12 protein-coding genes are annotated in these 10,936 nt (G+C 67.9%); 5 read left to right on the top strand and 7 right to left on the bottom strand.

The features are described from left to right. Positions 1 to 36: 36 nt before the first annotated feature. The 3 genes from A3ES_RS0110555 to A3ES_RS0110545 are packed head-to-tail and all read left to right on the top strand — an operon-like array spanning position 37 to position 3,053. The gene (locus tag A3ES_RS0110555) at positions 37 to 750 is read left to right on the top strand and encodes a response regulator transcription factor (protein WP_040454443.1); all 714 of its coding nucleotides are present in this window, start codon (positions 37 to 39) and stop codon (positions 748 to 750) included. After that, the gene (locus A3ES_RS0110550; RefSeq protein ID WP_020386770.1) at positions 740 to 2,623 is read left to right on the top strand and encodes a sensor histidine kinase; all 1,884 of its coding nucleotides are present in this window, start codon (positions 740 to 742) and stop codon (positions 2,621 to 2,623) included. Before A3ES_RS0110555 ends, A3ES_RS0110550 begins: the two co-directional genes overlap by 11 nt. Before the next feature lie 10 nt (positions 2,624 to 2,633). Next, positions 2,634 to 3,053: an MmcQ/YjbR family DNA-binding protein gene (locus A3ES_RS0110545; RefSeq protein WP_237744904.1), complete on the top strand. Its 420-nt coding sequence runs from the start codon at positions 2,634 to 2,636 to the stop codon at positions 3,051 to 3,053. A gap of 44 nt (positions 3,054 to 3,097) precedes the next feature. On the opposite strand, the gene A3ES_RS0110540 is transcribed toward A3ES_RS0110545, so the two are convergent. After that, positions 3,098 to 3,778, bottom strand: a complete 681-nt coding sequence (locus A3ES_RS0110540) for a DUF6518 family protein (protein WP_157630433.1) — start codon at positions 3,776 to 3,778, stop codon at positions 3,098 to 3,100. Positions 3,779 to 3,856: 78 nt separating this feature from the next. Between A3ES_RS0110540 and A3ES_RS0110535 the strand changes: the two genes are divergently transcribed. Beyond that, positions 3,857 to 4,546, top strand: a complete 690-nt coding sequence (locus A3ES_RS0110535; RefSeq protein ID WP_020386767.1) for a hypothetical protein — start codon at positions 3,857 to 3,859, stop codon at positions 4,544 to 4,546. Positions 4,547 to 5,012: 466 nt separating this feature from the next. Next, a complete protein-coding gene (locus A3ES_RS56710; RefSeq protein ID WP_020386766.1) occupies positions 5,013 to 5,144 on the top strand; it encodes a hypothetical protein in 132 nt (43 codons plus the stop codon). 253 nt (positions 5,145 to 5,397) lie between these two features. Here A3ES_RS56710 and A3ES_RS0110525 read toward each other — a convergent pair whose 3' ends face one another. Genes A3ES_RS0110525 through A3ES_RS0110500 form a run of 6 tightly spaced genes read right to left on the bottom strand, consistent with a single transcriptional unit; the run spans position 5,398 to position 10,879 of the window. Beyond that, a complete protein-coding gene (locus A3ES_RS0110525) occupies positions 5,398 to 6,342 on the bottom strand; it encodes an LLM class F420-dependent oxidoreductase (protein WP_020386765.1) in 945 nt (314 codons plus the stop codon). After that, entirely contained in the window at positions 6,343 to 7,086 is a 744-nt protein-coding gene (locus A3ES_RS0110520; RefSeq protein WP_020386764.1) for an SDR family oxidoreductase, read from the bottom strand. A gap of 9 nt (positions 7,087 to 7,095) precedes the next feature. Beyond that, positions 7,096 to 7,779 (bottom strand): histidine phosphatase family protein, encoded by a 684-nt coding sequence (locus A3ES_RS0110515; protein ID WP_020386763.1) that lies wholly within the window; start codon positions 7,777 to 7,779, stop codon positions 7,096 to 7,098. Then, positions 7,780 to 8,844, bottom strand: coding sequence for a phosphotransferase family protein (locus A3ES_RS0110510; protein ID WP_020386762.1), 1,065 nt, complete (start codon positions 8,842 to 8,844; stop codon positions 7,780 to 7,782). Beyond that, positions 8,844 to 9,653, bottom strand: a complete 810-nt coding sequence (locus A3ES_RS46825; protein ID WP_020386761.1) for an SDR family NAD(P)-dependent oxidoreductase — start codon at positions 9,651 to 9,653, stop codon at positions 8,844 to 8,846. Before A3ES_RS46825 ends, A3ES_RS0110510 begins: the two co-directional genes overlap by 1 nt. Continuing rightward, positions 9,650 to 10,879: an acyl-CoA dehydrogenase family protein gene (locus A3ES_RS0110500; RefSeq protein WP_020386760.1), complete on the bottom strand. Its 1,230-nt coding sequence runs from the start codon at positions 10,877 to 10,879 to the stop codon at positions 9,650 to 9,652. Before A3ES_RS0110500 ends, A3ES_RS46825 begins: the two co-directional genes overlap by 4 nt. Positions 10,880 to 10,936: the final 57 nt, after the last annotated feature.

Genomic DNA, 10,936 nt, shown 5'->3' with positions numbered 1-10,936 from the left:
CATCGAAATCTCATGAAGATCGGTCACTGTGAAGCCATGCCAGCCCGGATCCTCGTCGCCGAAGACGACCGGAAGCAGGCGGAGCTGATCCGGCGTTACCTGGAGCGAGAGGGCCATCTGACGGTCGTGGTTCACGACGGGCGGGCCGCGATCGACGAGGCCCGCCGGCGCAGCCCCGACCTGCTCGTTCTCGACGTGATGATGCCGAAGGTCGACGGCCTCGACGTCTGCCGGGTGCTGCGCGCCAACCAGGGCGCCGACGGCGACGTACCGATCATCATGCTGACCGCCAGATCCACCGAGGACGACCTGCTCCTCGGCCTCGACCTGGGCGCCGACGACTACCTGACCAAGCCGTACAACCCGCGCGAACTGGTGGCCCGGGTCCGGACCGTACTGCGCCGCACCCGCGGCCGCGCCGAGGGTGAGGTGTACCGGGTCGGCGGGCTCGAGATCGACCCGGTCAGGCATGAGGTACGGCTGGACGACGAACTGGTCGAGGTGACGCCGGCCGAGTTCAAGATCCTGGCCTGCCTGGCCGCGTCGCCCGGACGCGCGTTCTCCCGGCAGCAACTGCTCGAGCACGCGTTCGGCTTCGACCACTACGTGTTCGACCGGACCATCGACGTGCACGTGATGAACCTGCGCAAAAAAATAGAACCGGTGCCCGCCGTCCCGGCGTACCTGAAGACCGTGTACGGCGTGGGCTACAAGCTGGCCGACAAGGTGGTGGCGACCGATGCGTCGTAGCGTCCTGCTCAGATTCCTCGGACTGTCCCTGGCGGTGGCACTCGGCGCCGTCATCGCGACGGCCGTGATCGCCACCTACAGCACCTCGGAGACGCTCCAGGGCGAGATCGACCAGAACACCTCTCAGCTCCAGGTCGACGGCGACATCTACGGCAAGCTGAACACGTACGCCGCCGATCACGCGACCTGGTCAGGGGTGGGCGAGCTGGTCAACTCCCTGTCCGACAAGACCGGCCGGCGGATCGCGCTCACTGACGCCGACGGGACCGTGATCGCCGATTCGGCCCGCACGCTCGGCGCCGGACCGGAGCTCCCTTCGTTGCCGGCGGCGACGGTCGATGCCCGGGCCGGGGTCGGTGGGCTCTTCGCCGCCGCGCCCATCGGGACGAACGCCGGCCGGGCCGAAACGGCGGCGACGACCCGGGCGGTGATCGCGGCTGGCGGTGGCGGCCAGCTCATCAGCTCACGGATGGCCGGTTCGCCGGAGTGGGGTATGACCGAGGAAGAGAAGCGGCAGCGCAACGAGCTGGCGGCCAAGGCAGTCGCCTGCTGGCAGGCGCAGGGCAAGAACGGCCAAGCGATCACCAATCCCGGTGGCGCACCGCTGCTGACCTGGCAGGCAACCACGCCCAATGGCGTCAACGTGATGCAGGTCCCGGAGGTCAATGGCGACCCGTGTGTGCCGGCTGGCCTCTCCGCCCCCAGCGCCAAGGCGGCCGCGGTCAACCGCGACGAGATCCGCCGGGCGACCGAGTGCCTGACCTCGGCCGGCGAGCCGTTCGACCTGATCGGTGACTCCCCGGACAAGCTGCAGGCGGTCGCTCCGCGCGGCGGCAACACCGAGGAGATGTCCGAGACCTTCATCAACTGCGTGAGCACGGCCCGTACCGCGGCTCTCACCCCGTACGTCGCTCCGGAGGCCAAGCTCTACCTCGGCGCCAAGAGCGCCTTCAACGTCTTCTCCGGCGAAGGCCTGGCCCGTACTGCGGCCACCGCGCTCGGCGTCCTCCTGATCGCCGCGCTGGTCATGGTGTTCGCCGGGCGCCGGCTGGTCCGGCCGATCCTGGCCCTCACCGGCGCCGCCCAGCGGATGACGAACGGCGACCACGCGGCCCGCGTCCCGGTGAACGGGCGGGACGAGGTGGCGCGGCTGGGGCACGCGTTCAACGCGATGGCGGAGTCGATCCAGCACCACGACCACCAGCGCAAGGCGATGGTCAGCGACGTCGCCCACGAACTGCGGACGCCGCTGGCCAACATCAAGGGTTATCTCGTCGCCTCCGAGGACGGAGTGGTTCCGCTCGACCAGGAGCTGGTGACGTCGCTGCTGGAGGAGGCCGGGTTGCTCGAGCGGCTGATCGCGGACCTGCAGGATCTCGCTCTCGCCGATGCGGGCAAGCTCCGGATCCATCCTGAGCTCAGGGACCTGTCAGAGCTGGCCCAGCAAGTGGTGTCGGCGCATCGGCCCGCAGCCGAGGCAGCCGGAATCACCTTGATCGCCGAGGTGAACGGCCCGGCCCCGGCGGTTGTGGACAACGCCCGCATCCGGCAGTCGCTCGGCAACCTGGTGTCCAACGCGATCCGCTTCACCCCTGCCGACGGCACGGTGCTGGTCGGCGTACGCCGGGTCGGTGACGGCTACAAGCTCACTGTGACCGACAACGGCACCGGTATCGCGGCGGAGGATCTCCCGCACTTGTTCGATCGCTTCTATCGGGCCGAGCACTCCCGTAGTCGGACCACGGGCGGCAGCGGGCTCGGCCTGGCCATCACCAAGCACCTTGTCGAAGCGCATCGCGGGACCATCTCAGCGACCAGCCGGCTGGGTCACGGCTCTACTTTCACTATCCAGCTGCCCGCGCGAGGTAATTAGACTGCGGCGGGTGGCTAAGAGTCGGAAAGCGCGGGTGGCCGACGTACATGCGGTGGCGTCGGGGATGCCGCACGTGGCCGTGGTGCAGGGCGGCGGCGAGAACCCGGTCTACCAGGTCGGCGGGAAGTCGTTCGTCTTCTTCCGGACACCCCGGCCGGACGCCTTCGACACCGAGACCGGCGAGCGGTACGACGACGTGATCGTGATCTGGGTCCCGGCCGAGGAGGACAAGTTCGCGCTGGTGTCGGACGAGAGCAATCCGTTCTTCACGACGCCACACTTCGACGGGCATCTGTCGGTACTCGTCCGTGGCAGCCAGCTGGGGCAGCTCAGCGTCCAGGAGTTGACCGAGGTGATCCAGGACGCGTGGCTCTCCCGGGCCTCCAAGCGGCGAGCCGCCACCTGGCTGGAAGAACATCGACTGGTCTAGACCCCTTCGACTGGGAGACTACGGCCCGTGAGCTCACGCGGCAATCAAGCGGCTAGCAGGGCGTTGAGCAGGCGGTAGAAGGCCATCCCCAGCAGGCCGAGTGGGATCAGCAGGAGCAGACCGGTCAGCCGGTCGCGGGTGGTGCGCGCGAGCACGATCGGCGCGAGGATCGCGAGGACGACCTCCACCCGGCCGGAGGCGTGCTTGTTCTCCACCTGCCAGAGCAAGTAGATGCCCTCGGCAAGGAACACGCCGCTGAGCAGCGCTACGCCGATGACCGGGCGGCTCAGTTGCAACCACCGTCCTTCGCTCCGAAGCGATCCGCCACCCGTGCTCCACCAACTCCCGGTACTGCGAACCGCGGCGCCCTCGCTCCACCATCCGCCCGCGACGCCGAAGACCGGTCCGCCGACGATCGCGGCCAGCAACCAGACAGCCATGGTCGACACGGAACTGGTGACGTCCTCGATGAAGCGCGCCGATACGTAGTACCCGGCAAGAGCTCCGAAGAGGGTGATGAAACCGAGCAGGGCGGACCAGCCGGTCGACAGTCGCAGTACGGCGGTCACCGCGAAGGCGAAGACCACCCAGACAACGCCCGAGTTGGCCAGGGTGTTCCAGTTGCCCGGCAGGTGACCCTGCAGGTACTGGGTCAGGAACCCCAGCACGAGCCCGACCACCAACGCGACGACAGCGGCCCTGACTACCCGTGAACGATCGGTCACCCGGTTAGTCTGCTGCACCACACCAGGTGCGCGCTTCCGGCACGCGGTATTTGGCCCTCTCGCTGCGACACTGATCTTGTGAGCTACCCACCGCCTTCCGGACCGCAGGATCCCCGGCCGCAGGACCTGCCGAGCTGGCAGCAGCAGCCGTACCAGCCGCAGGGCGGCAACTGGGCAGCTCCGCCGTATGGCGGCCCGCCGCGCAAGAACCGGGCCGGCCTCATCATCGCGCTGATCGTGGTGCTGGTCCTCGCCATCCTGGGCATCGGGGGCTTCGTGACCTACACGCTGGCGTCGGGCGAGAACGACGGCGGTACTGCTCCGGGAGCGTCGCCCTCGGGTGCTCCGATCAATACTCCGACGCGCAACGCGAGCCCGCCCGCGCCCCCGAAGACGTCGGCACCGACCAAGCCAGTGCCCAGCAAGGCAGTGCCGACCAAGGTGGTGCCCACGAAGGCGGTTCCCAGCAGACCGACCGGCACCACGAAGGCCGACGCCGTCGCCCTCGCCGGCCTGTTCGTCGGCCATCTGAACGCCGACAACACTGAGGCTGCGATCGCCCTGAGCTGCTCCGAGGTCAAGTCCTTGATCCCGACCCTCATCAGCGCACTGATCAAGGCACCGACCAAGCTCACCATCGACGGCGCAGCCATCGGCCAGAACCCCTACCTGGTCCAGATCTCCGGCACCACCAAAGGCCAGACGATGTCCGGCCAGGTCATCATCCAGGACGCCTGCATCCGCGTCTTCCATCTCACCCCCAACTGACACCCGGCGTAAGGGGTGTGTGGCTGCGACGAACATCAGCCCGAAGCCTGCCCTGCAAGTCGTTCCAGCTCCATGGCCGGCAGCTTCAGCTCAGCGGGGGTGATGCAGGAATGGTGGCGCCCGCCTGCCGATCGAGCGCCGTTAGATGGCGGGCAATCCCGGCCGTGTGGTGGTTCAGATGTTCATCGGGGTTGTCCCAGGTAATCCAGATCCAGAGTGGCCCGGAACTGTTGACCGCGGATCAAGCACGCGACGTATCGCCCGAATCGTCTCCTCGGCAGGTCGCCGCTCGTCGAGAATTCGGCATACCTCGCCGAGTACAGCCTGAGGCGGTGTGGATGCTTCCGGCTCGATCTCACCCTGCGCGGAACCGTTGCCACCGGCACCTGGTCGGAAGCCACCAGTACCGACGGCTACTATCACGGACGGGAGTATCACGGAGCCATCCAGCTGGTCCATCGACCCGATGGGCAAAGCCATGGCCGGGCGCTGGGTCGGCGTCGGCCGGCAGTTCAACGTTGCCAGCGATGTCTGGGAACTCCAATGGATCGACACGGCCTCCGCCACCACCCGACGCGAGTACCGCAACTTGGTGTGAAGGTCGCTCGCGTACGCCGTACAGCGTGGAATGCGGCGCGCGTCGTACCGACCTCGGCTGCCGTACGCCGCGAGGCCTTTACCGCCGCCTCCCGCCCACTCCCCACAACCTTGGGCACCCGCCAGCCAACTACCAACCAGTACGTCGACCAGCGGGTGCCCAAAGTCGGTCCGTCCTGGCCCGCGTAAAGCGGCGACGGAGGAGCCGCGGGGGAAGGGTGGGTGGGAGCCGCGACGGAGGAGTGGCGTGGGGGTTACGGCGCGAGGCTGCGGGCTGTGTCCAGGAGGTCGGCGCCAGTGGGAAGAGCAGCAAGGATTGGGGTGTTCAGGCCGTTGGCGACGTACTGGTTGATCTGGGCTCGGCAGTCCGCGGCTGAGCCGTGCACGATCAGGTCGTCGATCACCTCGACCGGTACCGCGGCCATCGCCGCGTTCCGATCCCCCGCGGCCCACGCGTCACGCATCGTCTTCATCGCTTCGCCGCGGCCCAGCCAGTCGTGGAAGGCCGCGTAGCCGGGCACGGTCAAATAGGTGGCGATCAGGAAGCGGCCGATGTTGCGTGCCATCTCGGCGTCCTCGGTGACGCAGACGAAGATCCGCGCCGCCAGCTCCTTGTCGTCGCCCAGCTCAGCACGGACCTGCCGTACGTCGTCCGCCGACAGCCAATTGGTGATCGCCCCGTCCGCCTCCCGCGCTGCCAGCCGCAGCATCTGCGGTCGCAACGCGGCGAGCATGATCGCCGGCGGAACCTCGGGCGCCTTCTCCAACCGGAAGCGCTGGATCGTGAAGCTGTCGAACTCCCCGTCCACCTTCTCCCCGGCGAACGCGGACCGCAGGAACCGCAGTACGTCGCGGGTCCGCGCAAGCGGCGGGTCGTACGCGATCCCGTTCCACCCGGTGACAATCGTCTCCGACGAAGCCCCGATCCCCAGCACGAACCGCCCGGGCGCCAGCTCAGCCAACGCGGCCGCACTCATCGCCAGCGCCGCCGGCCCCCGCGTATGCACCGGTACGACGGCCGTCCCCAGCCGCAGCTCGGAATCCCACTCCGACGCGAGCACCAACGGTGTGAACGCATCCGCACCCGCCACCTCGGCCGACCACAGATCGGTGTACCCGAGCGAAGCCAGCTCGGCGATCAGCGGCTTGTGGTCCCGCAGCGGTACTCCGGTCAGCGGAACGGTCAGACCCCAGCGCATTCAGATCATCCTCTTCAGTAGCGGCAGCGGAGCGTACTTCAGGATCCTTGCCATCGGCACCCACGGCCACGGCGGCACGAACGCCTTCGTCTTCTCCGCTTCGATCGCCGCCACCATCGCCCGGACGCCGGGAACGGTGTCGACGATCAGCGGGGTTCTGGCCACGTGCTCGTTCAGCTCGGTCCTGATGTAGCCGGGGAAGATCGTGCTCACCTTGATCGGCTTGCCGAGCAGTTCCACCTGGAGCCCTTCGGCCAGCGTCGCCACGGCGGCCTTGGTCGCGGCGTACGTCGTGACCGACTTCGGCATCCCGCGCAGTGCCGCCACCGACGAGATGAAGACCAGGTGCCCCGCGTTCCGCGCCCGGAACAGCTCCAGCGCGGCCTCTGCCTGAGCCAGTACGGCGGTGAAGTTCGTCTGCGCGGTCACCAGATTCGCGTCGAACCGCCCGGTACCGAGCGGCGCTCCCTTCCCGATCCCGGCGTTCACGATGATGCGATCCAGCGGCAGCTCGGCGTCGATCGAGCGGAACGTCTCGAACACCGCGTCGTGGTCGTTCACGTCGAGCCGGCGGATCAGCACGGTGAGCCCGGGGTGTGCCGTGGTCAGCTCCGCCTGCAGAGCCTTCAGCCGGTCCTCGCGCCGAGCAGTCAGCGCCAGCGGATGACCCTTGGCGGCGAACTGCCGGGCCATCTCCTCACCGAGTCCCGAGCTCGCCCCGGTGATCAGGATGTTGCGTCGCATCAAGTCGCCCTATCTGTAGGAGAGCAGTTCGGTCCCGTCGAGATGGCCGTGTTCGTTGTAGCTGACCAGGGTCAGCCCGCTGCGCCCGGAGGTCACCTTGGTGATCGCGGTGTTGACCGTGACCGGGTTGAGTTTGAGCCACAGGTCGTCGGCACCGGCGAGCAGCCGGCTCGTGACCGCTGCAATCGGGCCACCGGAGGTGAACACGATCGCGGTCTCCCCTTTGCCGAGACGACCCGCAGTACGGCGTACTGCGTCTTCCGAGCGCTGGCAGAACGCGGCGAAGGACTCTGGATAGCCACCACCATCGCTCAAAGCCCATCGCTCGGTCGCGGCACCGAACATCTCCTGGAACGCGCGAGCCGGATGACCACTCCGGGCAAGATCGGCAAGCAGTACTGCGCGGCGCTTGTAGGCAGGCTTGTACGCAACGATCACCTGGTCGTGATCGAACTCGTTGAGCCCCGCATCGACCTCAACCGGTACGTCGAGACCCGCCGTGCGCAAGGCGATCTCCGCCGTCTGCGCGTGTCGTCGCATCTCGCCCGCGACGACCAGCGACGGTTTCAGGCCGCGGGCGATCAGCGCCTCCCCGAGCAGCGCGGACTGCTGCTCGCCCTGCGGCGAGAGCCGGTCGTAGTCGCTGCGACCGAACGACGCCTGCGCGTGCCGGATCAGGTAGATGGTCGGCATTCAGCGGCTCATGATTCTGCGGCAGCGCCGCTCCAGCAGGTTGACCGGCAGCCAAAGGTTCTTGAAGCGCGGATTGCGAGTCTGCTTGTGGTGGTACCGGTAGTAGATCTGCTGCGCGATCACCGCGAGCCGGAACAGCCCGAACACCTCGTAGAACGCCCAGTTCGACGCGTCGAGCCCGGACTTCTCGCAGTAGTAGCGGACGATCTCGTCGCGGCCGATCATCCCCGGTACGTCGGACGGCTGCAGCCGGAACCGGCGGAAAGCCCAGTCGTCGTCGGCCTGCACCCAGTACGCGAGCGCGCTGCCCAGATCCATCAGCGGGTCGCCGAGCGTCGCGAGCTCCCAGTCGAGCACGCCGACGATCCGCTCCGGGTCGTCGGGCGCGAGGACGACGTTGTCGAGCCGGAAGTCGTTGTGGATCACGCAGATCCGTACGTCGGGCGGCCGGTTCGCCTCGAGCCAGGCCATCACCTTCTCGAAGCTCGGCACGTTCCAGGTCTTGGCCTTCCGGTACCGCCCGCTCCATCCACTGACCTGCCGCTCGACGAACCCCTCGCCCTTCCCGAGATCAGCAAGCCCCGCCGCGGCCGGATCGACTTGGTGCAGGTCGACCAGCGTGTCGATCAACTTGTACCCGAGCTGGCGGGTCTGCTCCGGCGTGAGGTCGACGCCCAGCTCAGACCGCCGCGGTATGGTGCCGGGGATCCGCTCCATCACGTAGAACTCGGACCCGATCACGGCGTCATCGTTGCAGTGAGCAACCATTGTCGGCACGTACGGGAACACCGGCGCCAGCTGCTGCTGGATCCGATACTCCCGCCCCATGTCATGCGCGCCCTTGGCCTTGGTCCCAACCGGCGGCCGCCGCAGGATCAGGTCGCGATCGGAGTACCGCAGCAGGTAGGTCAGGTTGGACGCGCCACCGGAGAACTGCCGTACTTCGGGGAGGCCGGCCGGCAGCGTCGTCTGCTTCCGGAGCCAGGTGTCGACCGAAGGGATGTCGAAGGCGTCCTCCTCGCGGACCGGGCGGGCGCCTTCAACCGAGCTCTGATCGACTGCCATCACCGCTCTCCGGAAGCCTGCTTCGTCGCGGCGGCTTCGGCACGGTCCCGGGCGCGGGTGGCGACCTTGCGCATCTGGCGGTCGTAGAGGGGCCGGGCGAACCGCTTGGTGCGCCAGGCGAGGAGGGCCGGGCGGTCGGGGATGATCAGGAAGATCCGCTTCTTGATGCCTGCCAGGACGACGGTGGCGATGTCGTCCGCAGTACGGGGCGACTTCTCGATCAGCCTGCGTGCGGAGGCGCCCATCTCGGTGTCGTCGCCCTGGATCGAGTCGGCCAGGTTGGTACGGAAGAAGGACGGGCAGACGACGGACACGGCAACGCCGTACGGGTGCAGCTCGTGCAAGAGCGTCTCCGACAGCGCGACGACGCCCGCCTTGACCGTGTTGTAGGAGCTCATCATCGGCGGATGCACGAGCCCGGCCGCGGACGCCGTGTTCACGATGTGGCCGGAGCCCTGCCTCTTGAACATCGGCGTGAAGGCGCGACAACCCCGCACGACACCCATCAGGTTGATGTCGACGACGCGAGCCCACTCGTCCAGCGACTCGACGTCGATCCGGCCGCCGGTCGCGATCCCGGCGTTGTTCACCAGGATGTCGAGCCCGCCCCAGTTCTCCTCACACCACGCGACCGCCTGGTCCCAGTCGCCGGCATCGCGCACGTTCAGCTGCCGGTACTGCGCTCCGTCGGGCGCGGGCGACTCCGCCGCCACATCCGTACTGAGCACTTGGTGGCCTTCAGCAACGAATCGCGCGACGAGCGCGGCGCCGAGACCGCTGGCTCCACCGGTGACGAGAACCCTGCTCACTCGGACTCCTTGTACTTGGCCAACTCGATCTTCGCGATCACTCCACGATGCACCTCGTCCGGCCCGTCGGCCAGTCGTAGAGCCCGCGCGGTCGTCCACGCACCCGCCAGCGGGAAGTCGTCGGACAGCCCGCCGCCGCCGTGCAGCTGGATCGCCATGTCGATCACGTCCTGCGCCATCCGCGGTACGGCGACCTTGATCTGGCTGACCTCGCTCAACGCACCGGCCAGTCCCTTGGTGTCCAGCAGGTACGCCGTTTGCAGTACGAGCAGGCGAGCCTGGTTGATCGCGATCCGCGCGTCGGCGATCCGCTCGCGGTTGCCGCCGAGGTTGACCAGCGGCTTGCCGAAAGCGGTCCGGCTGGTACCCCGCTGGATCGCCAGCTCGAGCGACTTCTCGGCGAGACCGATCAGCCGCATGCAGTGGTGCACCCGCCCCGGACCGAGCCGTCCCTGGGCGATCTCGAACGCGCGACCCGGGCCGACCAGGATGTTCGAGGCCGGCACTCGGACGTCGGTGAAGGAGACTTCGCCGTGGCCGTGCGGTTCGTCGTACCGGCTCATCGCGGGGAGCAGGCGCTCGACCTTCACGCCGGGGGTGGAGCGCGGGACGAGCACCATCGTGTGGCGCGCGTACCGGTGGGCGTCGGGGTCGGTGAGACCCATGAAGATGAGCAGTTCGCAGTCGGGGTGGCCGACGCCGGTGCTCCACCACTTGCGGCCATTGATGACGACCTCGTCGCCGTCGACGATCGCGGTGGCGGCCATGTTGGTCGCGTCGGAGGAGGCGACGTCGGGCTCGGTCATGCAGAACGCCGAGCGGATCGTGCCGTCCAGCAGCGGTTCGAGCCACTGCTTCTTCTGCTCGGCGCTGCCGTAACGGAGCAGGACTTCCATGTTGCCGGTGTCGGGGGCGTTGCAGTTGAACACGTACGGCGCGATGAAGGAACGGCCGGTCAGCTCAGCGATCGGGGCATAGTCGAGATTGCTGAGACCATCGCCGTACTGCGTGTTGCCGGGCTCGGCGGGTGGCAGGAACAGGTTCCACAGACCCTGTTTGCGAGCCTTCGCCTGCAGCTCCTTGAAGGCGGGCTGCGGCTGCCACGGGTCGACGGCGGCCCTGGTCGCGGCGTGCAACTCCGCCTCGACCGGCTCGATCTCGGTCCGGATGAACTCGGCGACCTGCTCGATCAACTCCTGCGCCCTGGCGGACGGTTCGAACCCCATCACGTCTCCTCGGTCGGCTCCCTTGACGGTAGCGCACCTACTGAGCAATGCTCAATA

Origin of the sequence: Kribbella catacumbae DSM 19601, from assembly GCF_000372465.1 — a bacterium.
Taxonomy (GTDB): Bacteria; Actinomycetota; Actinomycetes; order Propionibacteriales; family Kribbellaceae; genus Kribbella; species Kribbella catacumbae.
The sequence above is the reverse complement of the archived record's forward strand: the minus strand, read 5'-3'. Positions and strand labels throughout refer to the sequence as shown.

Coding starts and splice junctions, on each gene's coding strand:
- A3ES_RS0110555 (WP_040454443.1), top strand. CDS start 37: ATGCCAGCCCGGATCCTCGTCGCCGAAGACGACCGGAAGCAGGCGGAG.
- A3ES_RS0110550 (WP_020386770.1), top strand. CDS start 740: ATGCGTCGTAGCGTCCTGCTCAGATTCCTCGGACTGTCCCTGGCGGTG.
- A3ES_RS56710 (WP_020386766.1), top strand. CDS start 5,013: ATGGGCAAAGCCATGGCCGGGCGCTGGGTCGGCGTCGGCCGGCAGTTC.
- A3ES_RS0110525 (WP_020386765.1), bottom strand. CDS start 6,342: ATGCGCTGGGGTCTGACCGTTCCGCTGACCGGAGTACCGCTGCGGGAC.
- A3ES_RS0110520 (WP_020386764.1), bottom strand. CDS start 7,086: ATGCGACGCAACATCCTGATCACCGGGGCGAGCTCGGGACTCGGTGAG.
- A3ES_RS0110515 (WP_020386763.1), bottom strand. CDS start 7,779: ATGCCGACCATCTACCTGATCCGGCACGCGCAGGCGTCGTTCGGTCGC.
- A3ES_RS0110510 (WP_020386762.1), bottom strand. CDS start 8,844: ATGGCAGTCGATCAGAGCTCGGTTGAAGGCGCCCGCCCGGTCCGCGAG.
- A3ES_RS0110500 (WP_020386760.1), bottom strand. CDS start 10,879: ATGGGGTTCGAACCGTCCGCCAGGGCGCAGGAGTTGATCGAGCAGGTC.